Annotated in this window: 22 protein-coding genes and 1 pseudogene; 15 read left to right on the top strand and 8 right to left on the bottom strand. The window is 65.9% G+C overall.

The annotated features are described in order from the left end of the window. Positions 1-225 precede the first annotated feature (225 nt). The 3 genes from C1H84_RS02025 to C1H84_RS02015 all read left to right on the top strand — a co-directional run bounded on the left by C1H84_RS02025 (position 226) and on the right by C1H84_RS02015 (position 2,344). Entirely contained in the window at positions 226-1,485 is a 1,260-nt protein-coding gene (locus tag C1H84_RS02025; protein ID WP_113606414.1) for an inorganic phosphate transporter, read from the top strand. Next, positions 1,482-1,721 carry a hypothetical protein gene (locus tag C1H84_RS02020; RefSeq protein WP_047119386.1) on the top strand — a complete coding sequence of 80 codons (240 nt, stop codon included), beginning with the start codon at positions 1,482-1,484 and terminating at the stop codon, positions 1,719-1,721. Before C1H84_RS02025 ends, C1H84_RS02020 begins: the two co-directional genes overlap by 4 nt. A gap of 77 nt (positions 1,722-1,798) precedes the next feature. After that, positions 1,799-2,344: a dihydrofolate reductase family protein gene (locus tag C1H84_RS02015; RefSeq protein ID WP_113606413.1), complete on the top strand. Its 546-nt coding sequence runs from the start codon at positions 1,799-1,801 to the stop codon at positions 2,342-2,344. Positions 2,345-2,434: 90 nt separating this feature from the next. Here C1H84_RS02015 and C1H84_RS02010 read toward each other — a convergent pair whose 3' ends face one another. Further along, on the bottom strand, positions 2,435-2,920 hold the full coding sequence (locus tag C1H84_RS02010; protein ID WP_113606412.1) for a hotdog fold thioesterase: 486 nt from the start codon (positions 2,918-2,920) through the stop codon (positions 2,435-2,437). 85 nt (positions 2,921-3,005) lie between these two features. Between C1H84_RS02010 and polA the strand changes: the two genes are divergently transcribed. The 6 genes from polA to C1H84_RS01980 all read left to right on the top strand — a co-directional run bounded on the left by polA (position 3,006) and on the right by C1H84_RS01980 (position 12,079). Continuing rightward, the gene (gene polA / locus C1H84_RS02005) at positions 3,006-5,618 is read left to right on the top strand and encodes a DNA polymerase I (RefSeq protein WP_244910799.1); all 2,613 of its coding nucleotides are present in this window, start codon (positions 3,006-3,008) and stop codon (positions 5,616-5,618) included. Positions 5,619-5,727: 109 nt separating this feature from the next. Continuing rightward, on the top strand, positions 5,728-7,026 hold the full coding sequence (locus C1H84_RS02000) for a GNAT family N-acetyltransferase (RefSeq protein WP_113606410.1): 1,299 nt from the start codon (positions 5,728-5,730) through the stop codon (positions 7,024-7,026). 236 nt (positions 7,027-7,262) lie between these two features. Then, complete coding sequence (locus C1H84_RS01995) at positions 7,263-7,964, top strand: polysaccharide deacetylase family protein (RefSeq protein ID WP_235359922.1); 702 nt, start codon at positions 7,263-7,265, stop codon at positions 7,962-7,964. A gap of 222 nt (positions 7,965-8,186) precedes the next feature. After that, on the top strand, positions 8,187-9,656 hold the full coding sequence (gene rpsA / locus C1H84_RS01990; protein ID WP_047119382.1) for a 30S ribosomal protein S1: 1,470 nt from the start codon (positions 8,187-8,189) through the stop codon (positions 9,654-9,656). A 260-nt stretch (positions 9,657-9,916) separates the two neighbouring features. Beyond that, positions 9,917-11,257 (top strand): hypothetical protein, encoded by a 1,341-nt coding sequence (locus C1H84_RS01985; RefSeq protein ID WP_113606408.1) that lies wholly within the window; start codon positions 9,917-9,919, stop codon positions 11,255-11,257. Positions 11,258-11,290: 33 nt separating this feature from the next. Beyond that, on the top strand, positions 11,291-12,079 hold the full coding sequence (locus C1H84_RS01980; protein ID WP_113606407.1) for a PIG-L deacetylase family protein: 789 nt from the start codon (positions 11,291-11,293) through the stop codon (positions 12,077-12,079). A 32-nt stretch (positions 12,080-12,111) separates the two neighbouring features. Here the strand turns inward: C1H84_RS01980 and C1H84_RS01975 are convergent, their stop codons facing one another. The 3 genes from C1H84_RS01975 to C1H84_RS01965 form a co-directional block, all read right to left on the bottom strand. Then, positions 12,112-13,752 (bottom strand): HNH endonuclease signature motif containing protein, encoded by a 1,641-nt coding sequence (locus tag C1H84_RS01975; protein WP_113606406.1) that lies wholly within the window; start codon positions 13,750-13,752, stop codon positions 12,112-12,114. Positions 13,753-13,837: 85 nt separating this feature from the next. Next, a complete protein-coding gene (locus tag C1H84_RS01970) occupies positions 13,838-15,040 on the bottom strand; it encodes a class I SAM-dependent methyltransferase (RefSeq protein WP_113606405.1) in 1,203 nt (400 codons plus the stop codon). After that, positions 15,037-15,711, bottom strand: coding sequence for an IMPACT family protein (locus C1H84_RS01965; protein WP_047119379.1), 675 nt, complete (start codon positions 15,709-15,711; stop codon positions 15,037-15,039). Before C1H84_RS01965 ends, C1H84_RS01970 begins: the two co-directional genes overlap by 4 nt. Positions 15,712-15,941: 230 nt before the next feature. Between C1H84_RS01965 and C1H84_RS01960 the strand changes: the two genes are divergently transcribed. The 3 genes from C1H84_RS01960 (at position 15,942) to C1H84_RS01950 (ending at position 17,578) form a co-directional block, all read left to right on the top strand. Beyond that, positions 15,942-16,640: an AfsR/SARP family transcriptional regulator gene (locus C1H84_RS01960; RefSeq protein ID WP_113606404.1), complete on the top strand. Its 699-nt coding sequence runs from the start codon at positions 15,942-15,944 to the stop codon at positions 16,638-16,640. A gap of 96 nt (positions 16,641-16,736) precedes the next feature. Then, positions 16,737-17,327, top strand: coding sequence for a dephospho-CoA kinase (coaE, locus tag C1H84_RS01955; protein ID WP_047119377.1), 591 nt, complete (start codon positions 16,737-16,739; stop codon positions 17,325-17,327). Continuing rightward, on the top strand, positions 17,327-17,578 hold the full coding sequence (locus C1H84_RS01950) for a hypothetical protein (protein WP_113606403.1): 252 nt from the start codon (positions 17,327-17,329) through the stop codon (positions 17,576-17,578). Before coaE ends, C1H84_RS01950 begins: the two co-directional genes overlap by 1 nt. A gap of 84 nt (positions 17,579-17,662) precedes the next feature. Here the strand turns inward: C1H84_RS01950 and C1H84_RS01945 are convergent, their stop codons facing one another. From C1H84_RS01945 to C1H84_RS01935, 3 genes are read right to left on the bottom strand one after another with little or no spacing between them, the layout of a single operon-like run. Next, positions 17,663-17,908, bottom strand: coding sequence for a hypothetical protein (locus C1H84_RS01945; RefSeq protein ID WP_113606402.1), 246 nt, complete (start codon positions 17,906-17,908; stop codon positions 17,663-17,665). A gap of 32 nt (positions 17,909-17,940) precedes the next feature. Further along, positions 17,941-18,153, bottom strand: a complete 213-nt coding sequence (locus C1H84_RS01940; protein ID WP_047119374.1) for a hypothetical protein — start codon at positions 18,151-18,153, stop codon at positions 17,941-17,943. Between the two features lie 35 nt (positions 18,154-18,188). After that, the gene (locus C1H84_RS01935; protein ID WP_047119373.1) at positions 18,189-19,910 is read right to left on the bottom strand and encodes a M6 family metalloprotease domain-containing protein; all 1,722 of its coding nucleotides are present in this window, start codon (positions 19,908-19,910) and stop codon (positions 18,189-18,191) included. Between the two features lie 399 nt (positions 19,911-20,309). On the opposite strand from C1H84_RS01935, the pseudogene C1H84_RS01930 reads away from it, so the two are divergent. Continuing rightward, positions 20,310-20,540: pseudogene (locus C1H84_RS01930) on the top strand (IS110 family transposase); the annotation flags it as partial. Positions 20,541-21,596: 1,056 nt separating this feature from the next. On the opposite strand, the gene C1H84_RS01925 reads toward C1H84_RS01930, so the two are convergent. Continuing rightward, positions 21,597-22,235, bottom strand: coding sequence for a hypothetical protein (locus C1H84_RS01925; protein WP_113606401.1), 639 nt, complete (start codon positions 22,233-22,235; stop codon positions 21,597-21,599). A gap of 493 nt (positions 22,236-22,728) precedes the next feature. On the opposite strand from C1H84_RS01925, the gene C1H84_RS01920 reads away from it, so the two are divergent. Then, positions 22,729-23,046, top strand: coding sequence for a hypothetical protein (locus tag C1H84_RS01920; protein WP_113606400.1), 318 nt, complete (start codon positions 22,729-22,731; stop codon positions 23,044-23,046). Positions 23,047-23,727: 681 nt separating this feature from the next. Then, entirely contained in the window at positions 23,728-25,815 is a 2,088-nt protein-coding gene (gene uvrB, locus C1H84_RS01915) for an excinuclease ABC subunit UvrB (RefSeq protein ID WP_047119372.1), read from the top strand. Positions 25,816-25,962 lie beyond the last annotated feature (147 nt).

The following is a 25,962-nucleotide window of genomic DNA, read 5'->3' as shown; positions in this document are numbered from 1 at the left end:
TCAAGCGCGCAATTCTCGATTCCGGTGTTTGCGCAGGAAGTTGCCGGTTGTTCACCTTCCGTTAACCTTGCGTTGCCATGGTGGACATGTTGACGAACCATTACATGGGCATAAGATTGAAATTACGCGCAGACCCTTGGTTTGGCGCGCCCTCCAACTTGCAACACGGATCGTCCGCGGTCCACGTAATTTTCCTTGCCGTTCGACCCCTCAGGCTGGTATTCAATGGATTTGACGCTTATCGTCGTCCTGGTCATTGCCTTGGCGTTGTTTTTCGACTTCACCAACGGTTTCCATGACACGGCCAATGCGATGGCCACCCCAATCGCAACCGGGGCAATCTCGCCCAAAAAAGCAGTAGCCCTCGCCGCAATTTTGAACCTCGTCGGCGCGTTCCTTTCCACCGAGGTCGCCAAAACGATCTCCGGAGGCATCATCAACGAGGACCCCACGACCGGGGTCGCCATCGGCCCGGCCATGATTTTCGCTGGTCTGATGGGTGCGGTGATCTGGAACCTGCTGACTTGGCTGCTCGGCCTGCCATCCAGCTCCTCCCACGCGTTGTTCGGCGGCCTGGTGGGCGCGGCAATCGTCGGCGCCGGATTCGGCGCCGTGAACTACGGCGTATTGCTGTCCAAGGTGCTGCTGCCGGCCATCGTGGCCCCGTTGATCGCGGGTATCTCCGCGTACCTTTGCACCAAGCTGGCCTATGCGATCACCAAGCGCCAGTCGGGAACCTCGCCCAAGCGCGGCGGTTTCCGCTACGGCCAGATCTTCTCCTCCTCGCTGGTCGCGCTGTCGCACGGTACCAATGATGCGCAGAAGACCATGGGCGTCATCACCCTGACCCTGGTGGCCTCCGGCCTGCAGGACGCCGGCACTCCGGTGCACTTCTGGGTTGTCGCGGCCTGTGCGTTCGCGATCGCGCTGGGTACCTACACCGGAGGCTGGCGCATTATCCAGACCATGGGCTCGGGCCTGACCGACGTCAAGCCCGCACAGGGCTTCGCGGCCGAGATGTCGACCGCGTCGGCCATCCTGACCTCCTCGCACCTGGGCTTCGCCCTGTCGACCACCCAGGTCGCTTCCGGCTCCGTCATCGGTTCGGGACTCGGGCGCAAGGGCGCCGAGGTCCGCTGGGGCACCGCCGGGCGTATCGCCCTGGGCTGGCTGTTCACCCTGCCGGCAGCGGCAATCGTCGGCGGCTTGGCCGCGTGGATCACCCACGCGGGCACCGTCGGAGTCATCATCGTCGCAGTTGCCGGTTTGGTTTCGATGCTCGCCATCTGGGTGCTGTCGCGCAAGAATCCGCACACCCACGAGACGGCGATGTCCGACATCGACAACTCGGGCGCCGCAGTGAACATCCTGAGCAAGAAGGAACGCCGCGCGAAGGCCAAGGCCGAAGCCAAGGCGAAGCAGGCTGCCTTGCGCGCCAAGGCCGAACGCGAGGAAGCTGAAGAAGAGAAAGTTGACAAAGCATGATCGACTGGACAGCATTTCTGATCGTTGCCGTCGTCACCTGGGCCGCCGCCCTGCTGATCGTGGCCGCATACTCGATGGGTGTGCGATTGCTGGCCGTGGCCAAGGACAAGGGCGCCAACGTGGGACTGAACAAGTCCGGCGCCTACGCCTGCTTCACGCTGTGCGGGCTGATCGTCGCCTTCGGCGTGGTCCTGATCGTGCCGCAGCTGAGCGAGGCGATCCTGGGGATCTCCTAGGGCCACCGGCCTGACGTGCCGGGGCCCGGCGGACAACTGAATATTGCCTTCGATGGAGGCACCCATAGACTAGAGCCATGACAAGCTTCAAGTACTACGTGGGTGCCTCCATCGACGGTTTCATCGCAGATCGCGCCGGGGATGCGCTTTGGCTCCAGCCCTTCTCCAAGCTGGCCGGAGTCCGCGAGCATTTTGACGAATTCTTCGCCGGCGTCGGCGCCATCGTGATCGGCGGCAAAACCTATGAGAACATCGCCCGCGATGTGGCCGAGGGCAAGCTGGAATGGGTCTACGGCGACAAGCCGGTGTGGGTGTTCACGCACCATGAGCTGCCGACGGTGCCGGGGGCGGACCTGACCTTCATCCGCGGAGAAATCGGCTTCTGGAGCCGCGACATCGCACGCAGCGCCTCGGTGGGGGACGTCTGGGTGGTCGGCGGCGCCGACCTGGCCGGCGGCTTCGTCGAAGCGGGCATGCTTGACGAGCTGCTGCTGATCACCGTGCCGGTGCTGCTGGGCGGCGGGGCGAACATCTTCGGCCGCGGCGTGAACATGGAGCTGGACGGGCTGGAGCTCAAGGACCTGGGCGGCAACGTCTTCGCCTCGCGCTACGCCATCACCTGATCCGCCCGCGGCAGGCTGACTTCCTGCGGCATGACAGCGCCCGCCCCGGGTCCATCCGGGACGGGCGCTTTTTTCTGACCGGGACGTGACTTAGGGCTCGATGGGCAGCAGCATGTTGGTGATGCGCGCGGTGGCCACCCGTTTGCCGTCCGCGTCGCTGATCACGATCTCATGCGTGGTGCTGCGCCGGCCCAAGTGCAGCGGGGTGCAGGCGGCGCTGACCAGCCCGGCGCGCCCGGCGCGGTGATGGGTGATGTTCAGGTCCATACCTACCGGGTTGGCCTTGCCTGCCCCGTGCAGGGCCGCGGCGAAAGAACCCAGGGTTTCGGCCAGCGCCGCCGACGCGCCGCCGTGCAGGATACCCATCACCTGGGTGTTGCCCTCCACCGGCATGGTGGCGCAGAGCCGGTCCACCGAGAACTCGGTGAATACGATGCCCAGCTTTTCCACCAGGGTGCCCACCCCATGGCGGGACAGGAAAGGCCACATTGATTCGGGGACCCCGTGGGCGGCCAGCTGCTGGGCAAACGGGTGTGCTGAAGATTGCGCGGTTCTGGAAGTGAAATTGTCGCTCATGCCAACTAGGCTTTCAGGTGTGAGCGAAACTACCAAACCGACGCCCACGTCGGACAAGACCCTGCTGATCATCGACGGACACTCCATGGCCTTCCGCGCGTTCTACGCGCTGCCCGCGGAGAACTTCGCCACGAGCACCGGTCAGCACACCAACGCCGTGCACGGCTTCGTCTCGATGCTGCTGACGATGATCCGCCAGCAGAAGCCCACCCATGTCGCGGTGGCCTTCGACTTGGACACCCCGACCTTCCGCGTGCAGGAATACAGCGAATACAAGGGCGGACGCAACAAGACCCCCGAAGAGTTCTACGGGCAGATCGAGCTGATCCAGCAGGTCATGCACGGGATGAACATCCCCACGGTGAGCCTCGACCCGTTCGAAGCCGACGATGTCCTGGCCACCCTGTCCACGCGGGGCGAGGAAGCCGGCTTCAAGGTCCTGGTTGTTTCCGGCGACCGCGACGCCTTCCAGCTGATCACCGACAAGACCCTGGTTTTGTACCCGAAAAAGGGCATCAGTGACATCCCGCCGATGGACGCCGACGCGGTGGAAGCCAAGTACTTCGTGCGCCCCGAGCGCTACTCGGATTTGGCCGCACTGGTCGGCGAATCCGCCGACAACCTGCCCGGCGTGCCCGGGGTCGGCCCCAAGACCGCGGCCAAATGGATCAACCAGTACGGCGACCTGGCCGGCATCCTGGAGCACGTCGACGAGATCAAGGGCAAGGTCGGCGAATCGCTGCGCGCCCACGTGGACAACGTGACCCGCAACCGCCGCCTGAACCAGCTGCGCCACGACCTGGACCTGCCGGTGACCCTGGACGAGATGGAGCTGGTGGCTCCGAACCGCGAGGAGATCGAGAACCTCTTCGACGCGCTGGAATTCAACACGCTGCGCAAGCGCCTGTTCGACCTGTTCGCCGCGCAGGAGGAGGACACCGCTCCGGAGGTCGCCGAGTTCGCGCGCGTGATCACCGACAACGCCGAATCGCTGGCAGCATTCCTGGCCGCCGGAGAAGGTGCGCCGGTCGCAGTGCAGCCCGGCGTCGCCAACGGCGAAGCCGTGGGCCTGGGCCTGTTCCGCGGCAACGAAGCCGCCTGGGTGGAGCTCTCCTCCCTGGACGAGGCCACCGAAACCGTGCTAGCGGACTTCCTGAAGGATGCCGACGCCCCGAAGATCTTCCACGACGCGAAGGTCGCCATGCACCTGCTGGCCGAGCGCGGGCTGGGCGTGGACGGGATCGCCGATGACACCCTGATCAGCGCCTACCTGATCCAGCCGGACCGGCGCAGCCACGAACTGGTCGACCTGGTGCAGTACCACATGAAGTACCAGGTGCCGGTGTACCAGGCGAAGAAGGGCGAACTGGATCTGGGGCTGGCCGGAGAACTGGCCGAACCGACCCTGGCCCAGGCGCAGGCGATCTTCGACCTGTCGGCCTACCTGGACACCAAGCTGGTGGAGAAGCATGCGGACAAGCTCGCCCGCGACATGGAGCTGCCGCTGATCCCGGTGCTCTTCGCGATGGAGCGCGCCGGCGTGGCGGTGAACCGCGCCCGCCTCGATGAGCTGCGCGCCCACTTCACCACCCAGGTGGACCAGGCGACCAATGAGGCGTTCGCCGCGATCGGCCATGAGGTCAACCTCTCCAGCCCCAAGCAGCTGCAGGTGGTGCTCTTCGAGGAGCTGGACCTTCCGCGGACGAAGAAGATCAAGACCGGCTACACCACCGATGCCGAGTCGCTGCAGGACCTGCTGGTCAAGACCGGGCACCCGTTCCTCATCGCGCTGATGGCCTACCGCGACGCGATCAAGCTGCGCCAGACCGTGGACGGGCTGCTGAAGTCCGTGCAGCCGGACGGCCGCATCCACACCACCTACGCGCAGACCGTCGCCGCCACCGGCCGCCTGTCCAGCCTGAACCCGAACCTGCAGAACATCCCGGTGCGTTCGGAGGAGGGGCGGCGCATCCGCGACGTTTTCACCGTCGGGGAGGGCTACGACACCCTGCTGACCGTTGACTACTCGCAGATCGAAATGCGCATCATGGCGCACCTCTCCGAGGACGAGGGCCTGATCGAGGCCTACCGCAACGGTGAGGACCTGCACCGCTACGTCGGCTCACGCGTGTTCAACGTCGAACCGGCCGAGGTCACTTCCGAGATGCGCTCCAAGGTGAAGGCGATGAGCTACGGCCTGGCCTACGGGCTGAGCAGCTTCGGGCTGTCCAAGCAGCTGAAGATCGGCGTCGACGAGGCCCGCAAGCTCATGAAGGACTACTTCGACCGCTTCGGCGCCGTGCGCACCTACCTGCGTTCGGTCGTCGAGCAGGCGCGCAAGGACGGCTACACCGAGACCATCTTCGGGCGCCGCCGCTACCTGCCTGAGCTGAACAGCTCCGACCGCCGCCTGCGCGACATCGCCGAACGCGCCGCGCTCAACGCCCCGATCCAGGGTTCGGCCGCCGACCTGGTGAAGGTCGCGATGCTCAAGATCGCCGACGGCCTGGCCTCCGGCGGCTACGCCTCGCGCATGCTGCTGCAGGTGCACGATGAACTCGTGCTGGAAATCGCCCCGGGCGAGCTGGATGCGGTACGCGAATTGGTGACCCTGGAAATGGGCCGCGCCGCGGACCTGCTGGTCCCGCTGGACGTCCAGCCCGGCGTCGGCGCCACCTGGCACGAGGCGGCGCACTAGCCCCCGGCCGCCACCCGATTCCGGTCCGCCGGGCCGCTCCTTCCACCGGTGCGGCCCGGCGGTTTCGGCACCAGCCCACAAAACATCCACCAGCGAAAGGCCCGACACCATGAACCCTGCAACCCCCGAAGGGATCGAACTGGAATTCATCGGGTCCGGCCTCGTCGACGGCCAGCCCTCCGCGTCCTGGCTGCTGCTCGAACGCGCCATCGCCCGCGGCTTCCATGAATCCAGCGCGGACGCCGATGGCCGCAAGATCCTGGCGGAGCTTGACGAGCAGGACGAAGTGCAGTCCATCCTCGCCTTTGACCGCACGGCGGCCGCGCCCAGCCTGCATGCCGCCGATCCCGTAGGCACCTATTCGTATTTTGCCGGCACGCTGAACGTCGGCGGGCCGCAGCTGCTGGAGGTGCACGAGATCACCTCGGTCACCGTCAGCCCGACCCACCGCCGCCGCGGCATCCTGCGCTCGATGATCACCACCCACCTGGACCGCGCCGCGGCCGATGGCGTCCCGGTGGCGGTGCTGACCGCCTCGGAAGCCACCATCTATGGCCGCTTCGGATTCGGGGTGGCCGCCGAACGCTGCCGCTTCGAGCTGAAGTCCGGGCAGGGCGCGCAGTTCCGCGCCCCGGCCTCCGGCACCGTGCAGGCCGTGGCCCCCTCGGCGATGGCCGAGCAGGTGGCGCAGCTCTACCGCGAGCACCACCTGGCCACGCTCGGCTCGGTGAGTAACAACTCCTTCGACCTGGGCAGGGCCACCGGCCGTTGGGAAAGCTACGACAACCTCAAGCCGGCCGCGAAACTGCGCGGCGCCCTGCACTACGACGCGAATGGCACCCTGGACGGGTTCATCACCTACACCTTCGAGGGGTGGAAGCAAGAGGAGCCGGCGATGTCCATCGGCACCCTGTGCACGGTGAACGAGACCGCGCGCTGCGAACTTGTCGCCTACCTGTGCGACCACGACCTGATCGAACGCGTCACCGGGCGCGGCCCGGTGGACGACGTGCTGCCCACCGCGCTGCGCAATACCCGCGACTACAAAACCACCGCGCGCGGGGACCACCTGTGGGTGCGCATCCTTGACGTGCCCGCAGCGCTGGGCGCGCGGAGCTACCGGCGTGATGCGCGCGTGGTCCTGCAGGTCGACGACGATCTGGGCTACGCCGCGGGCACCTGGGTGCTGGAAACTACCGCGGGAGTGATGTCGGTGCAGCACGCGGACGAGGCCGCCGCCGACGCCCGGCTGGACGCCCGGGATCTGGCCACGCTCTACCTGGGCACGCGCAGCGCCACCCATCTGGCTGGCGCCGGGCTGCTCGCCGAGCACCGGGCCGGCGCCCTCGATGACCTGGATGCGCTGTTCACCTGTCCGCGCACCCCGTACTGCCAGGCGGACTTCTAGACCCGATGCCGACCTTCGAACGATCACCCGCTCCCACCCGGCGCGGGGTCCTGCGCGGTGCGCTGGGTCTGGGAACACTGTCAATCGCCGCACTCACCGGGTGCGCACCCAACCCCGAAGCACCGGCCCCGACCCGCGGCGGTCCCAGCGGGACGGACGCCCCACCCGCGCCCGAACCCTCGCGAAGCGCCTCCGCCGGTCCATCCGCGACGCCGCAGCCAAGAGCCGCGGCGGTCATGTCGCGCGCCGAGGCGGTCGCGAAGTACCACGGCCGGAAGCCCGGCACGTTCGGACTGGACGTCCCGGGGATCCAGCTCGGGCTGCCCCGCGGGAACAAAACCGCGGCGCTGACCTTCGATGCCTGCGGGGGACCGGGCGGAGCGTTATTCGACCCGGCGCTGATCACGGCGCTGCGCGACGCCGAGGCGCCGGCCACGCTGTTCGTCAACCAGCGCTGGGCGCGGGCCAACCGGTCCCTGGCCGCGGAGCTTGCCGCCGATCCTTTGTTCGAGATTGCCAATCACGGAACCAGCCATGCGCCGCTGGGCACCGCCGGGCAAATGGCCTATGGCATCCCGGGCACCGCGTCGGTGGGACAGGCCTACGACGAGATCATGGGCAACCAGCGCTACCTGCAGGAGGAATTCGGCCTCACCGCGAAGTTCTTCCGATCCGGCACCGCCCACATGGACCAGGTCGGCGCCGCGCTGTGCCGCGACCTGGGGCTCGTGCCGATGAACTTCACGGTCAATCTGGATGCCGGGGCGACCTTCCCGGCCTCCACCGTCGCGGCGCAGGTCGGCGGCCTGCGCGCCGGCGACGTCGGGATCGGCCATTTCAACCGCCCGGATTCCGGCACGGCCGCTGGGGTTCGCCAAGGGCTCAAAACCTTGCAGGATGCCGGAGTCGAGCTCGTACGGCTTTCCCAGGGCTGGTGAACGGCTGCCCGGGCCCCGCCCGAGGAACCCAAATGTAGCGAACCTCACAAAGCAGAGCTGCGGATGTTGGGGTGATCTGCTTTGCCTCGGCAAAGCCCAGCGCGTAGACTTGAACAGCGTGCCGTGGCCATGCCATGTCCGCAAATTGTTTTACCCGCTCGAAATTCCGGGACTTCCGGGGTTTCGACTGATCAAATCTATCCACATCGGAGTCCCTACTACATGACCATCACCTCGAACGAGAACAACAGCGCACCAGTTGTCGCAATCAACGACATTGGATCCGCTGAGGACTTCTTGGCCGCAGTCGATGCCACCATCAAGTACTTCAACGATGGTGACCTCGTCGAAGGCACCGTCGTCAAGGTTGACCACGACGAAGTTCTGCTCGACATCGGTTACAAGACCGAAGGTGTCATCCCTTCCCGCGAGCTTTCCATCAAGCACGACGTTGACCCGGGTGACGTTGTCACCGTTGGCGACAACGTCGAGGCCTTGGTCCTGACCAAGGAAGACAAGGAAGGCCGCCTGATCCTGTCCAAGAAGCGTGCACAGTACGAGCGCGCTTGGGGCGACATCGAAAAGATCAAGGAAGAGGACGGCGTCGTTACCGGTACCGTCATCGAGGTTGTCAAGGGTGGCCTCATCCTGGACATCGGCCTGCGCGGCTTCCTGCCTGCGTCGCTGGTCGAGATGCGTCGCGTTCGCGACCTGGCCCCATACATCGGCCAGGAAATCGAAGCCAAGATCATCGAGCTGGACAAGAACCGCAACAACGTTGTGCTGTCCCGTCGTGCATGGCTCGAGCAGACCCAGTCCGAGGTCCGCTCGACCTTCCTCAACAAGTTGGAAAAGGGCCAGGTTCGTCCGGGCGTTGTTTCCTCCATCGTCAACTTCGGTGCATTCGTGGACCTGGGCGGCGTAGACGGCTTGGTACACGTTTCCGAGCTGTCCTGGAAGCACATCGACCACCCATCCGAGGTTGTCGAGGTTGGCCAGGAAGTCACCGTCGAGGTTCTGGAAGTCGATCTGGACCGCGAGCGCGTTTCCCTGTCGCTGAAGGCTACCCAGGAAGATCCATGGCAGACCTTCGCCCGCACCCACGCACTGGGTCAGGTTGTACCGGGCAAGGTCACCAAGCTGGTTCCATTCGGTGCGTTCGTTCGCGTCGAAGACGGCATCGAAGGCCTGGTTCACATCTCCGAGCTGGCAGTTCGCCACGTTGAGCTGGCCGAGCAGGTTGTCTCCGTGGGCGACGAGCTGTTCGTCAAGGTCATCGACATCGACCTGGAGCGCCGCCGCATCTCGCTGTCGCTCAAGCAGGCCAATGAAGGCGTGGACCCAGAGGGCACCGAGTTCGACCCAGCACTCTACGGCATGGCTGCAGAGTACGACGAGGCCGGCAACTACAAGTACCCAGAGGGCTTCGACCCAGAGTCGAACGAATGGCTTGAAGGCTTCGAGACCCAGCGCGCTGCATGGGAAGCACAGTACGCTGCTGCCCAGGAGCGTTGGGAAGCCCACAAGAAGCAGGTTGCTGCCGCAATCACCGCCGATGCAGAAGCAGAGCCTGCTGCTGCCGGCGAGGCTGCCCCAGCATCGTACTCGTCGGAGGCTCCAGCCACCGACGCCGGCACCCTGGCTTCCGACGAAGCACTGGCTGCTCTGCGCGAGAAGCTGACCGGCAACTAATTTCGCTTCTCCCGCTGCGGCGGGGTGAACGAAAGCGTTTGCTGTGCAAGGCCCAACCCGTTTCGGGTTGGGCCTTGCCCCATTTAACCGCCGGCTCCGCCCGGCCGGCCCAGACCGCGTCATCATTAGTGCTGATCCGCGCAATTCCAGATCGCTCCCGCGGTGGACTCCCGATAATAGATCCGTTCGGTAGTCTAAACCCAAGAGCGGTTTCCCGACTCCGGCAACGACCGGATCGCCGGTCCGAAGGAGTGCGCAAAATGCAGATGGCGAACCAGGCCGCGTCCGGGTCCACGTCGCACAAGAACATCCCGTTCTGTTCGCTGCGCGAGGACGAGTGGGCGCAGGTACCGCGTACCATCCCGGACCTGTGGCTGGGCGTCGGCGTCTGGGTCCCGCTGGGGGCCCTGCTGCTCTACCTCATCCGCTTCGCGCCGCAGCCCCTGGTTTTGGGCAGCTGGGCGCCAATCCTGCTGAGTTACTCGTTTTTCATCGGGGTCATCGTGCTGCTCGGCGGGGCCGGCCGGCACGCGGCGTGGATCGGGCTGGCGGCCGCCATCTGGTTCGATGCGCTGCTGGATCCGACAGGAACCGAGCAGCAGGTGCTGTATGCCGCCATGGGCTACTTCGGCCTGCTGGCGATCGCGGGACTGATCGGCCAGCTGAGATTTGCGGCATTGCTGACGACCTGGCACCGGCAAGCGCAGGGAAGCGTGCAGGTACCCTCGAACGCATTCAAGCCGCTGCGCTACAGCCAGCTGATCCCCACTTGGATGTGGGGCCTGACCAGTGCCATCGTAGTTTGGCCGCTACTCAAGGCAGGCTGGAAATTCTTCACCGTCGCCGACATGGACTTCGCCGCGGTTGACGCTGAGCTGTACTACGAACTAGGTGTGGGGCTCGGGGTGATGGCCCTGGTCCAGTTGGTCGGCCTCTTCAAGTGGTTCGAATCCCGTAGTGTTCCGCTGATGGCGCTTGAGATCCCGGGGGTACCCGAAACCGGGCCGCTGGGTTTCATCGGCGTGGGCAATGGGCTGCCGGCGTCCCAGGTACAGTCCGCGCAGTGCACCTGCGCCCAGGATGAGGCCAACAACAAGGCCGAGGACTTCAAGCATCCCGGCTGGTTTCTGGTGTCCGACCAGTGCGCGGTCCACGGCATCCGCGCCGTCAACGAGGTTTCCGCAGGGCAATTCCTGGAGATCGCGCAGGAGCCGTGGGTGTACGGAGCGAATGTGGAGGCACTGCCGTGCGCGGGCACCGGGCGTATGGTCATCTCCGGGTTGTACGGCTGGGGCTCGAAGCCGGTCCGGCTGGGCGTTCGCAGCTTCTTCAGCGGCGGCCTCCAGACCGGGGCGCATCTGCTGCCCGGCACGGCGCGCGAACCGCTGCGCCGCGCCACGCGCAGCATCAGGTGGGTGGATCCGAGGGGCAACGCCCTGGCCCCGGAAGCGATCGATGCCGCTTCGGAACAGGTCATCGACCGGATCAATCTGGCGCCGGTGGGCCTGCGCGGGCATGCCGTGCGCGTAGCAGGCCAACGGGTCCGCTTCGAGGCGGCCGATGCGCGGATACCGGCTGAACGGGACGCCGCGAGATCCTAGCATCGTGATCCCGCGCGGATTTATCATGCTTGCATGAGCGAACCGCATTCGATCGCCGTGATCGTCGCCCACCCGGACGACGATGCCTATGGGTGTGCGGGATCGATCGCCCTGCACGAAACCGACCCCGGCTTCAAGTTCATCCTGGTGATCGCGACCGATGGCGGGGCGGGACTGATCGCCGACGGCATCCCGGCGACCCCGGAAACCTTGGGCGCCTGGCGGCGCGGCGAAAGTGTGCGCGCCTGGCAGGCCCACGGGCGGGTGCCCGACCGCCATGTGTGGCTCGACTACGCCGATGGCGGGCTGCACCTGGTAGAACCCGGTGAGCTGGAGGACCGGGTGCGCCGGATCCTGCTGGAAGAACGGCCGCAGGTCGTGGCGACCTTCGGCCCCGACGGGATCACCGGGCACCGGGACCACATCGCCATCGGGCGGGCTGCCGACGCCGCCTTCCACCAGGCCAGGGAGGTCCCCGGGCCGGGGCTGCGCCGGCTGGTCCACGGGGCGGTGCGGGAATCGACCTTCCAGCGCTGGAACGCCTCGCGCGAACGTCGCGGGCTGCCGCCCTTCGACCCGGCGGTCGAATACCAGCTGCGGCCGGTGCCAGACAGCCTGATCGACATTGAGGTGGACACCACGCAAGTCGCCGGACGGATCCTCGCCGGGCTGCATGAACACCGCAGCCAGCGCCCGGTGCTGACCTACCCGGGCGCCGAAGCCGGGTGGGAGCGCATCGTGGGGCGGGAACCAGCGGTGCTCGCCTGGCCGCCGCGCCCACCCGGCGCACCGTTGTTGACCGACCTGTTCGAAGGGCTGTAAGCCCGGCACCGACTCCGGCACCGGGGCCGAGGCTAGGCGGCGCGGTGCTGGTTGACGGTGTTGCGCACCGGACGCTGGTCCGGGTCCATGAAGCGGGGCATGATCACCTGTGGCACCCCGCCGTTCGCAATGACCTTGATCAACCCCGCGTGCACATCGTGGTGGTGCTTCTCGCACAGCATTGCGCCCCAGTATACGGAGGTCACGCCACCTTCGGACCAAAGCCAGATGTGGTGGATGTTGCAGGACTCCGGATCGCGGGTGCACCCGGGCACGATGCAGCCTCCGTCGCGCACCGTGATCGCCAGGCGCATCGGCTCGGTGTGGTACCGCGCGGCCCGGCCCATGTCCAGGACCTGGCTCTTGCCGCCGAGCACCAGCGGGATGATTTTCGCCTCGGCCAGTGTGCGGCGCAGCTGCGCGGCGGACAGCTGATGCCCGTGCAGGGTGATGCCGTGGGTGGCGGCACGCTCCTCAAGCTCGGCCAGCGTGAGGGTGACGACGACCTGCGGCGCCACCGTGGCCACGCCCTGCGCCCCGTCGGTATCCCCGGTCCCGGGCAGCGGGTCCTGCCCGCCGGGTTCCACCAGCTTGCGCAGCCGCTGCGAATTGATGCGCAGGAAGCCGAGCAGGGCGTTCAGCCGGCGCAGCGCCACGGAGGGCTCCGGGGCAGGATCGGGCTCGGTGTGGGCGGCGGCTTCCTCGTCGGTCACGAAATCAGGGTGTTCGGGGATGGGGGCGGCGGATTCCTGACGCCCGAACGCGCCGAAAACGACGTTTGACTGACCTTCGCGCGCCTGCTGGCCGGCTTGGGTGCGCGGATTGTCCGCCTGCGCGACAATGGAGTCGAACAGCTCCGCGCCCAGCGGGTCCAGCAGCAGCTCGATGCAGGTCAACCCGTGGCGGGTGCCGCGACGGAACAGGCCCGCCAACGCGGCGGGATCCTCCTCTTCGGCCTGGGTGCGGGCCTGCTTGAAGATCTTGTTCACCCGCCGCTGCCGCGAGGTCGACTGCGGTTCGTCCAGGGCGTCGTCGATAAGCTGCTCCAGCAGCGCGCCGGAGGCATCCTGCGCGGAAGCGGTGCGGGGGGCCGCGAATTCGGCGGCAGGTTCCTCAAACTTCTCCAGCCGTCGGGCGGCGGAGAGGATTTCGCGCGGGTGCTGGCCGGGATCCGCGAACCTGGCGGCCAGCCGGGTGAACTGCGGCGGGTGCTGCTGGTGCTGGTAGTCGAACTGGGCGATGACGTGGTGGGCGTCGGCCATCCGGCGCCGCGCCTCGAAGAAGTCCACATCCAGCCAGGCGGCGGCCAGTTCCTCGGGGGAGGTGAAGCTGGGGCGGCCCTCGCACAGCTGCGGCGGCAGCGCCAGGTCGGGTTCGGTCTCGCGCAGCGCGTCGAGCTCAAGCACCGACAGGCTATGGGCGGCGCTTGCCTCGATCAGGTGCGCGGCGTGGATCTGGACGCGCACGGATTCGTCGGCGGTTTCCTCCGCCGCGGCGGCCAGGGCCAGCGCGAAACGCGGATCGGCGGACGACGACGGGCCGCCGGCGGAGCGCACTCGGCGCAGGAGCGCGGGGATGAGCACGGCGAGGGCCAACGCGTCTCCGGCGCCCAGATCCGGCTGCTCCAGCCTGCGGGACAGGTCCTCGAGGACCTGCGTCAGTGGTGTGCTCATGGACCCAGCATGCCCCCGCGCCGCCGGCCTCGGTGAGGGGCCGGCGAAAATGTGGATAACTATTTTTGAGGGATGCCCTGCGGGGTCAGCCCCGGCGGCGGGTGGAGGCGGTGACGGTGAAGGTCTTGTCGCGCGCGAGCTGGCGGGTGGGGCCGATGCGCCGGGCCAGCTCGCCGCGGTAGCGCAGGTGCGAATTGAACACGCAGAGCAGCTCGCCGCCGTCGGCCAGCACGCGGGCGGCGTCGTCGATCAGCTTGAAGGCGATGTCCGCGGTGACCGCATTGCCGATGTGGAACGGCGGGTTCAGCGTGATCAGCGTGGCGCTGGCCTCCGGCAGCCGGGACAGGGCGTCGTCCTGCACCGCGTCGATCCGCTCCGCCAGCTGGTTGGCGCGAGCGGCGGCCAGCGTGGAGGCGACGGCGGAGGCCGAGTGGTCACAGGCGGCGATGCGCAGCTGCGGGTGGGTGAGCGCCGCATAGATGCCGATGGAACCGTTGCCGCAGGCCAGGTCCACCAGCGTCCGGTGCGCGGAGAGGTCGGGCAGGTGCTCCAGCAGCAGCCGGGTGCCCGGGTCCAGCCGGGCTGCCCCGAAGGTCGCGGCGCCCGCGGCCAGCGTGAAGGCGGTGCCGTTGACCTGGTGCTCGGCAAGCTGCGGGAAACGGCTGGCGGGGCGGGTTTCGCGCACCCCGCAGGCGGTGAGCACCCGGGACTTCTGCCTGGCCAGCGAGACGTCGACGCGCGAGAAGCGCTCGTCGAGCACCTGGTTCATCGAGCGGTTCATGTGCTTGATGCGCCCGCCGGCGAACACCTGCACCGCCGGGTCCGCCGTTGCGGCGATGGCGTCGGCCTGCTCGGCCAGCACGTCCAGCCCGCGCGGCAGGTTCATCAGCACGAGGTGCGCGCCGCGGGCCGCCTCGTCCAGCGAGGTGAACGCGACCCGCTCGGCCCACAGCGGGGTCAGGGATTCGAGGTTGTTCTCGATGGCGCGGCGGGAGGTCAGCGCGTCGGTGAATACACGCACCGTTCCGGCCCCGCGGGCCAGCGCCCCGAGGGTGAGCGCCCCGTAGTGGTCGCCGATCACGGCGAGCGTGCCGGGCCAGGGGGCGCCGAGCTGCGCCAGCGCTGCGGCGCAGGTGTCAAGCACCAGCCGGTCGGCGGCGTCGACCGCGAACAGGTTTTCCGCCTGCACGTCGGGCCAGCGGCTCAGCTGCGCGAGCAGGGCCTGGGCAGGGTCGGCGGGGGTCTGCGCGGGGGCCGGGATGCCGGCCGGGTCATGCTCGGTGCTCATGGAAGGTCCACCCATTTGGTGTCGAATGGCTGCAGCCGGCCCGCGCCGGAAGTCAGCGCGGCGGTGAAGGCTGCCAGTTGGCCGGCGTCGTGCTCGGTGTCGTCGATCCCGATGTGCAGCACGGCGTGCGCCGCTTCCCAGACGCTGGGTTCGAGCTGGTAGCCGGCGGCACGCAGCTCGTTCTCCCAGCGCGCGGCCAGCGCGTGCGGGGCGGGCAGCGTGAAGATGCGCAGGCGCTGGCGCACATGCAGGGTCGAATGCTCCAGGGCCTGTGAGACCGAATCGGAGTAGGCGCGGACCAGGCCGCCGGCGCCGAGCTTGATGCCGCCGAAGTAGCGCACGCACACTGCCAGCACGTCGGACAGGTCGGTGCCGTGCCCGGTGTCGCGCTTGGCGAGGGCTTCGAGCATCGGGATGCCGGCGGTGCCCGAGGGCTCGCCGTCGTCGTTTGAGCGCTGGATCATCCGGTCCGGGCCTAGGATGAAGGCGCTGCAGTGGTGGCGGGCGTCGAAGTGCGTTTTGCGCAGCGCGGCGATGTGCTCGCGGGCCTGCGCCTCGGATTCGACCCGGAAGAGGTAGGTGATGAAGCGGGAGCGCTTGATCTCGACCTCGTGGACGCTGTCGCGGCTCAGGGTGGTGTAGGCCGACGCGCGAGAATCGGTGGAGTTCATTATCACCAGTTTATCGCGCGGCGCGCCAAGCGGTCCGGAAGCCGGTCCGGAAGCCGGGCCGCGGCAATAGTCCGCGCTGCACGATTTAACACGATGTGTGCACCTCGCAACGGTTTTTCAGGTTGATTTATACGTGGTTTCAGCATTGACGCTAGGCCTTGGGGGTGGGAAAATATTCTCCACATGGGGCATCTACTGGGGCTGGTTTTGCATTGCTGGGGGAGTTGCCAATGGCTGCATCGTATGAAATTGAGCTGCTTGACCGATGGCGTCTGATTGCTGACTGCCAGCCGGTTAAACTGCGTTTGCGTGAACAGCGGGTGCTGACCCTGCTGGCGGTCCATGGACCGGTCTCGCGGCGCCGGATGGCCGGAATGCTCTGGCCTGAAACCACCGAAATGCGCGCGGCCGACAGCCTGCGCGTAAGCCTGTGCCACATCCACCAGCAGTGCCCCGGGGCGATCCGCTGCGACGACGGGTGGGTGGAAATCGACCCTGCGGTATCCGTAGACCTGCACACCCTACGCCACCGGCTGCAGCACTTGTTGCTGGCCCCGGACGCCGACAGCCTGCAGGAGGACATTTTCCTGAACACCCGCGCGCTGCTGCCCGACTGGGACGAGCCGTGGCTGTTCGAGGAGCAGGAGGCGCTGCGCCAGCTGCAGCTGCGCGCGCTGGAGACCGCGTCGGCGCAGCTGCTGAACCTGGGGCTGCAGGATCGGGCCTGGCAGCTGGCGCAGAGCGCGCTGCGGCTGGATCCGATGCGCGAATCGGCTGCGACCCTATGCGCCCGCGCGGAATCCGGGCAGGGCAACAACGCCTCGGCCACCGCGGGGCTGCTGCAATTCATCGGGCGGCTGAAGACCGAACTCGGGGTGGAACCGGGTCCCGAGCTGCTGCACACACTCACCCAGCTGCGCGGCGCGTAGCCGCCTAGCCGCCCGGCCGCCGCGGCACGGACGGTGCGCCAGGCCGCGGTGCGCCGTAAACCCGGTGCAGGCCGGCCCCGTACTAGGCTGGAACCCATGATGCATGTGGGCCTGACCGGTGGGGTGGCATCCGGTAAATCAGTAGTGGCGGCGAAATTGGCACAGCTCGGGGCGGTGGTGATCGACGCCGACGCGCTCGCGCGGGTGGTCGTCGAGCCGGGCACCCCCGGGCTGGCGGCGATCCGCGAAACCTTCGGCGAGCACATGCTGCAGGCCGACGGGACGCTGGACCGCGCGGCGCTGGGCGCTCTGGTGTTCTCCGACGACGGCGCCCGCGAAAAACTCAACGCGATCGTGCACCCGCTGATCCGCGAGGAAGCCGCCCGCCTGCGCCAGGCCGCGGCCCCCGGGGCGCTGGTGGTCGAGGACGTGCCGCTGCTGGCCGAATCCGGGCAGGCCGGAGCCTACGACGTGGTCATCGTCGTGCAGGCCCCGCGCGAGGAGCGCATCCGCCGCATGGTCGAGGACCGCGGCTGGACCCGGCAGGACGCCGAGGCGCGCATGGCCGCGCAGGCCACCGACGAGCAGCGCGCCGAGATCGCCGACTACCTGCTGGTCAACGACGGCACCCGGGAACAGCTGCTGGCCCGGGTCGAGGAGCTCTACCGGCAGGAGCTGGTGCGCTGATGCTGAAAACCGCCAAGTGGATCATGCTCGCCAGCTTCGCCGCCGCGCTGGTGCTCTGGCTGGGATTCGGTGGGCGCAGCGAATTCGTCGCCTCCGACGGGCCCTACTCGCCGGTGGTATATATCAGCGGCTGGCTGGCCCTTCTCGGGCTGGTGGCCGCGACCTGGCTGACGGTCGGGTTTTTCGGAGGGGCCATCCGCCGCACCGTGGCGCGCAATTCCATCCGCTACGGCATGAAGCGTGGACGCTAGGAAGCCTGAGACGCAGCGAGGCGCGGCAGGCCACGTGGCCCGCCGCGCATCATGCACTATCCCGGTGCGGAACCGGGCACCGGATCAGGAACCGCCCGGATCGGGCAGTCGGTCCAGCACCATGGGTTCTGGCGCAGCGTCCGGCCCTCCGGCGGCCATCTGGCCCAGCGCCATCGGCGTGGGCGCCGACCCCGTTGCGTCCTGTCCGGCTGCGGAAGCCGCCAGCTGTTCCAGCGGCATCGGAGACGGGGCCGAGGAATCCGCTCCGCCTCGGGAACCGTCCCCGCCGGTGCCGGCAACACTGATCTTGATCTCGTAGTCCTTGCTCATGTGCGTTTGCACCCCTTTCTTGGACCGTCGGGCTAGAGGTAGACCTGGGTGATGTTCTTCGCCGCATCCAGCACGATGTACACCTGCTTGCCGGTGGCCTTGGCCACCGAGAGCACCAGGTGGACGTTGGTCACCCCGTCGGTCGCTCCGGTCAGCACCTTGTGCCAGGCGTTGTCCGAGGCCAGATGGGCCCAGGCGTTCTGCGAATGGTTCGAGGTGAAGATCTGGTTGATGGTGGTCCACATGGTTGATCCTTCTTTCACGTTGCTGGTGCACGGTTTCACAGGTAGCACTGCGAGATGTTTGACGCGTCGGCGACGACGGTGACCTTCAGGCCCTTGGCCTGCGCCAGCGCGAGCATGGCCAGCATGTTGGTGATGCCGTCCGGGGCGCCGGTGGTGATCTTGCGCCATCCCAGGGTTCCCACGTGCGCCCATGCGTTCTGCGCATTGACGGTTGCGAAGACCTGGTTGACCGAGATGTTGTAGTAGGTGGCCGGACCGGTGTTCCGGGTGGCCACCGTCATCGAATGGGCGACGGCGGAGACGGACTCGATGTCCAGTCCCGAGCCGCTGCCGTCCCACCAGTTGCTGTTCGGCGCCGAGGAAGGGCCGAAGCTGGAGCCCGACCCTCCGTAGAGGTCGGTGGCGTCGCCGTAGTTCACCCGCCGCTCCAGATCGAAGCGGTTGTCCGCCTGCTCCAATGACAGTTCGTAGTGCTTTGCCGGGGTCATCTCCTGGTTGCTGTTGTTGCCGGTGGTGTCCACATGCCAGATCGCCACACCCGAATCAGGCAGCGAGGCGTCCCTGCCGGCCTGCTCGCGGTTCTCCACGATGAAGTACTCCGTGGCGCTGCGCGGATGCAGCAGGAACTCGTTGCGCCCGGCCGCGATGGTGTAGCTCTGCCCGGAAGCCATGGTGGTGGCCGCCGAGGACCAGCCCGCCGCATGCTTCAGGTAGGCGTCGACCTGGGTCGGGTTCTTGTCGTTGCCGCCGTAGCACATCAGCGAATAGTGCCCGACGCCCAGGCCGACCCCGACGCTGTCGTAGTCGTACAGGTCCGGGAAGTCGCACACCATGTGCCCGTTCTCGTGGCAGAACGTGCGCAGCGTGAGCTGGTTGCCCAAATCCGTGATCTGGTAGTCGGAGAAGCGGCGCGTCGCGCTGAGCACATAGGGCGAGGCCAGCGCCCAGCTGTGCGGCCACAACCCTTCGCTCCACGCGTTCGAGCGCACCCCGGCGTAGAAGACGCTCAGCGCCTTGATGTAGCCGCCCGCGTCGGCCGTCAGCGAGGAGAAGTCGAAACCGGCCGCGACCAGGCTGTCCAGCGCCTCGCGGATCAGCTCCTGGGCCCGGGTGCCGTAGCTGATGGCGGGGTCCGTGTAATAGGTGCGCGGATGCGCCGCCCGGTAGTAGGCGGCCACGAGGTTCTTGTAGGACAGCTTGCCGTCCGAGACGTCGCGGAAGTAGTCGAACGCCGATCCGTTGTTGCCGAAGCCGGTGTAGCCCGCCAAGTTGCAGAAGTCGTCGACCTCCTGCCGGCTGATCGTGGCCGGGAAGTCGCTGAAATCAATGAGCAGCACCAGCCCCCGGAAATTTCCGGTGGTCGGGTTCGCCGGCGGCGCCGCATCAGGGGAGGCCGACTGCGCCTTCAGCTGCGCCTGGGCTCCGGTGCGGCGCTGCATCCAGCGCGGCACCGGCCCCAGGGATTCGCGCGTCTCGCGGGCCTGCATGGCGCTGGATTCGCGGGTGATGCGCAGATGCTGCGGCAGGTTAAGTGTTTGCGGATCGGCGGTGTCTACGCGCTCGCCGGTGGGCTGCAGCGATTCGCCGTTCTCGGCGAGCGCCGCGTACTGGTAGAAGCCGTCCTCGCCCTTGACGACGGTGTAGCCGTCCAGGGTTTCGAAGACCGCGTGGAACTGGTTGCCCCAGCCCTTGAGCGTCAACTCGGATCCGTCGGGGTTCTGAAAGGTGAATAATTCGCCTTGGAATGGGACTGGCATTCGGGTGCCTTCCTCCCTTGGGTGGCGTGGATTGGAATGGATCCCGCGCCGGCCGCGGCGAAGCGGCGGCAGACGGGACCCGCAAGGGCACAGCGAGGGGAGGTTCGAGAAAGCCGGCCCCCGGGTGTGCGTGTCAACGGCCAAGGGGACCGGGCGGCAATACATGCACCGGTTCGCCCCAGGACTCGCCCGTCCCCGGATGATCCGGCGGCGAACGTGCTGCCCCTACTATCGCGCGGCGAAATTACTGCGGTGTTACCCCGGCATTACTGTGCTGGTAACCCAGTGGAAGTCATAGGTCAGGCATACCCTCTTCACCTGATTCTGACCTTCATGACGGGGCAGCGGTCAGGATTACCGCGATCTTCATAGCTTCAGCCCGCCGGCAAGAACTTCGACTGTCCTGCCGTGTTCGCAGCCTATGCTGGCTTGGCTCCAGTCATCCGGCAGTCGGGCACCATCGGCAAAGTCCGAATGCGGCAACCATTCAGGCAACAAACGCCTGAAACGGGCGTTGTTCCTTTCGGCGTTCGCGTCTACCTGTTTCGACCCAGCCAGCAGAGACTGTTACAACGGGAAACGAGCCCAGGGAAACGCCGCAACCAAGCGCTCATCGCATTGTTCCACTGATGGCTGACGGTATTGTTCGCGATGATCTGGGACGGGTCGTTTGACGATGCTCCTGACAGAGGTTGATTGATAAAATACATGGGGTGCCTCTCTGCCCGCCAGAACGCTTTGCGTGGTCATAGCGGCACAAGGTGCGCAGGCTGTCCAGTCAGTAGTCGCCGCGATCTCCGATGTGATCGTATTCTAGTTTGATGCTTTCGGTGCATCGCTGCTCGTTTTCCTCGCTGACATGAACGCACTGAAAGGCATTGCGTACGAATGGGGAGGCCCACTGTGAAGGCCAGTCTGGGGGAGCGTCTCTCGCCGGTCAATCCGGTGGACACCACCCAAGCCATTACTTGGTACTTCTCGGTGACGGAATTCACCTTGTCAGGTGGAAGCCGGCGAACTCAATACTGTTGCCCTCGGTAGTTATTCAGAAGCACCTCGGTCTCCTGCATGGAGATGTCAATGACTTCAAGAGGAACCCTCCGCGAACGGAACTTGTTGCGGATCACGCTGCAAGGCTGGCAGCCGGCTCTGAGTAGAGAATGACTGAAATTGTTGCTCCTTCATAAAACGAGCCCGCCGGCGCTTGCGTCCGACCCGAAGGGAAAAGAAATCCAGCCCTGGGGCCTGACGGACCGGAGCTGAACGATTGCGCGCGAGAGAGGCATACAACCATTGCCTTTGGCTTCGGAAACCGGAGTTCTGCCAATGAGCTCCGCGCGCAGCTGGCACTGAAAGCACGTTGCCTGTTCCGGAAGGCGAAGGCAGCGAGAAGGGCCAGCTCAATTAGTGCATGCAATTGCCTACACACATAAGACATTGGCCGTTGCCTGAATTAGATACCGGGTCTTTGCTTGGGATGCCTGGCTCCCGCCCGGCATCCCTTAAACAACGAGGGCACCAGCAATAAGTATTGCCGGTGCTTCCAACGTCTCGTCGTGGTTATTGGCGGGGGATAGTTCAACAGTGAGCTAAAAATCAAACGGTAACTAGTAGCCACCTCCTGTATCTCCTCCATAGATAAAGACTGTCCTCTTGCGAGGATTCGGAAACATTCACCCTATGGGCTCAGTCACTCTCCTTGAGGGCGGTTGCTAGGTCGAACTCGATACCGAAATCTTCGTGGGCCACGGTGCCTTTCAAGTCCGGCACCTCAACCAGCACAACACCAGTGGCCTTCTCGCCCGGACCCATCTCGCTCGGCAGCATCTTCTTCTCTGGGAGGCAGTAGTAGGTGGCGTCGCTCGACAGTTCGCCGTTGTAGGTAACGCCATTGTCGTCGTAGAACTTCCAGGCAAACGCGCCCATCCACAGCGAGTCGGCGTCACCCGAAGGGCTCGCCTCCGTCTTGGCCGAGAAAGTCATAGCAACGAGCTTGTTTCCCTTGGCGACCGGCTCTTGGTACGGCTCGGTGCACTTAACCTTGGCGGAGACCTTCTCAAGGCGCAGGGTTGCCCAGTCGGCCCCGCTGTAGTCGCTCAGGCTCACGTCGTCCCCGACTCGGAACACGAGATTCCCCCGATCGCTTCGGGTCTCGGTGGGTGATGGCGTTGGCATGGGCGCTGGCGTTGCAGATTCCACAGTGAGTGGTTCGTAGACGCTGGATTCAGTGGCTTCGGGGGAGATCACCTCCGCGCCTGGGGCGCTGCATCCGGCCAGCCACAAGCCGGTAATGATAGTTGCGAAAGCTGGGATTTTCCTGTGCATAGCTTGATCATAGGTGAGTACTCCGACACTTCGCCACCTCAACAATGGCCCATGATTCACCCCATATCCAGGGCGTCGTCTGGGTCACCTGCTGCCCGCGGGAACATTGGGAAACGCGGGAGCGTACCCTCGTTGAAAAGCTCCGGCTGAAAACGCATGACATCGTACGCGATAATATCTGCACTCGCCCGGCTTCCCCGCGCGCACGTGCATAGGCCCCGAAACAACTCGACCCGATCCCCGACACCAAGGCTTTTTCGGTAATTCGCCGGTATTTTCCTTGGCCTCCGATGTTGGTCCCGAATAACGATTCGGTAATGCGGGTATTTGCTGAATGGATCTGCGGATTCGATTATTTAACCGATGGGAAGACATTGGCAACCCGTGTGAAGGATAAAGATAGTGGATGCAGAAAAAGTTAGGGCATTGAAGCCCCCGGGGCTTCATAGCTGAACGCGATGCCCATGCGAAGCAACACCGCAAACTGAAGTTGTTGGTGAACAGCTCCCCGGCGGCCGGAGCCTACATTTTCCACATATCGAAGGTCGGCGCAGGTGAGCAACGAGGCTGCAATCGCGCGGCGTTGCAGCCGGGCACACTGGAATGCCTCCGGCTGCGCCACCGCTTGCTGCGACTGACGCACGTTGAGGTGATCGGCGATGTGCCGGGGATCTGGCGGGCCTCGAACCATGTGCTCGAATCATCCCGGGCCGCCGAGGTAACCATGACGATCACCGGCAGTAATGCATTGGCCGACGTCGCCGTCAGCACGGTCCGCGGCGCCGTTGAAAACGACGGACCTATCGGCTGAATTCTCGGTGGCACCACCGAGCTCGTGGCCTTGGTGAACGCAGGCTACCCGGCGGGTGTGGCGCGCGCTGTCACACGCCGCGCCGGTGACCTGGCATGAACGGGCGTGACGCTGAGCATGCATTCATGTGTTGAGCTGAGTCCTTTCTGCTGGGACTGCATAAATCACCGACCTCGCGGTATTCGCCGCATTCCGCTGCCAGTCCCTGGCATCGGTCGAGGAAGAACTTGGCTGGGCCGCGGACCTCTGGTTCAAGCGGGCGGCGAAAAACCCCTACGGTGGTGACGGGATCGTGCAGAAACGCTATTTCGGCAGACAACTTATGCCACCCGGACTGTGGAACAACACGGGGGCGACCTGGCCTGCGCTGTTTGAAGCGCTGGAAGGATCCATGTCGATGGGCACCGGCCGCGGCTCATTCTGCGCGGAAATCTCTCTTGCGGGGAACCTGCACGCCGCGGGTTTTCGCTGGGCGGGGTACCGGATCGCATCGGGCCGCCGGTTCTCATCCCCGCCGTGCTTGATGGGGCAAAGCGCTACTTCGACTGGGCCGATGCCATGGCGCGCCGACCCCATCCCGAGACCCCCGAGCGCATCGAGGCGATTAACCGATTGCTGGATTCTTTCAGCCAATCGCCAGCAGCGCGCAAAGAGTCGGGACCCAGGGCGTAGCCTAGATGTATGAGTCTTGCACAGCCCATCAAACGAGTTGTCGCCCCCTTCGAGGTCATCAGCGAATACGAGCCGGCCGGCGACCAGCCGCAGGCCATCGCGGAGCTGACGCAGCGGATCCAGGCCGGTGAGAAGGACATCGTGCTGCTCGGCGCGACCGGTACCGGCAAATCCGCGACCACCGCCTGGCTGGTCGAGCAGGTGCAGCGCCCCACCCTGGTACTGGTGCAGAACAAGACCCTGGCCGCCCAGTTGGCCAACGAGTTCCGCGAGCTGATGCCGAACAACGCGGTCGAGTACTTCGTGTCCTACTACGACTACTACCAGCCCGAGGCCTACGTGCCGCAGACCGATACCTTCATTGAGAAGGACTCCTCGATCAACGAGGAGGTCGAAAGGCTGCGCCACTCGGCCACCAACTCGCTGCTGACCCGCCGCGACACCATCGTGGTCGCTACGGTCTCCTGCATCTACGGCCTGGGCACCCCGGAGGAGTATGTCGCCGGGATGGTGACGGTGCGCCAAGGCGAGGAGCTGAACCGCGACGCGATGCTGCGCCAGTTCGTGGCCATGCAGTACACCCGCAACGACATGGACTTCCACCGCGGCACCTTCCGGGTGCGCGGGGACACCGTGGAGATCATCCCGATGTACGAGGAGCAGGCGGTGCGCATCGAGTTCTTCGGCGACGAGGTGGAAGCGATCTACACGCTGCATCCGGTCACCGGCGAGGTGATCCGCGAGGAAACCGAGATGTACATCTTCCCGGCCAGCCATTACGTGGCGGGAGCCGAGCGCATGCACAAGGCGATCAAGTCCATCGAGGACGAGCTGGCAACGCGGCTGAAGGAACTGGAGTCGCAGAACAAGCTCGTCGAGGCCCAGCGGCTGCGCATGCGCACCACCTACGACCTGGAAATGATGGAGCAGATGGGCTTCTGCAACGGCATCGAGAACTATTCGCGGCACATCGACGGTCGTGCGCCGGGTTCCGCCCCGCACTGCCTGCTGGATTACTTCCCAGACGACTTCCTGCTGGTCATCGACGAATCCCACGTGACCGTACCGCAGATCGGAGCCATGTACGAGGGCGACATGTCGCGCAAGCGCACGCTGGTGGAGCACGGGTTCCGCCTGCCCAGCGCGATGGACAACCGTCCGCTGAAATGGGATGAGTTCCTGGAGCGCATCGGGCAGACGGTGTACCTGTCGGCTACCCCGGGAAAGTACGAGCTGGGCAAGTCCGACGGCTTCGTGGAGCAGATCATCCGCCCTACCGGCTTGATCGACCCGGAAATCATCGTCAAGCCGACCAAGGGCCAGATCGACGACCTGCTGGACGAGATCCGCACCCGCGTGGATCGCGACGAACGCGTGCTGGTCACCACCCTGACCAAGCGCATGGCGGAAGACCTGACCGACTACCTGACCGAGCACCAGGTGCGCGTGCAGTACCTGCACTCGGACGTGGACACGATCCGGCGCGTGGAGTTGCTGCGCGAACTGCGCATGGGCTCCTTCGATGTGCTGGTGGGAATCAACCTGCTGCGCGAGGGCCTTGACCTGCCCGAGGTGTCGCTTGTGGCGATCCTGGATGCCGACAAGCAAGGCTTCCTGCGCTCGGCGACTTCGCTGATCCAGACCATCGGCCGCGCAGCCCGCAACGTGTCCGGCCAGGTGGTCATGTACGCGGACAAGATCACCGACGCCATGAGCCAGGCGATCGAGGAGACCAACCGCCGCCGGCAGATCCAGCGGGCGCACAACGAGAAGCACGGCATCGACCCGATGCCGCTGCGCAAGAAGATCGCGGACATCACCGACCAGCTGGCCAGGGAGGACGCCGACACCCAGGAGCTGCTGAACAACAACCGGTTGGCCAAGGGCGCCAAGCGCACCTCGGCGTCGTCGACAGTGCGCAAGGACGGCCTGGCCGCCGCGCCGGCCGAAGACCTGCTGGGCCAGATCGAAGAGATGACCGGACAGATGCACGCGGCGGCGGCCGAGCTGCAGTTCGAGCTGGCGGCCCGGCTGCGTGACGAGGTGGCGGAGCTGAAGAAGGAGCTGCGGCAGATGAAGGCCGCCGGCCACGCCTGAGCGGCACTGCCTTCGGCAAAACGTCAACCCCGTCCGGACAAAAATCCCCGCCGGGACGGGGTTTCGCGCGCCCGGATGTCTGACTTGGCGTAGGACGCCCCACCCGGGGCTGTGATTTCGCTGTGGGATACAATGGTTGATTGGACG

This window comes from Glutamicibacter soli (genome assembly GCF_003309065.1).
GTDB lineage: Bacteria > Actinomycetota > Actinomycetes > Actinomycetales > Micrococcaceae > Glutamicibacter > Glutamicibacter soli.
Note: the sequence above shows the minus strand (reverse complement) of the source record. Positions and strands in the feature narration are given on the sequence as shown.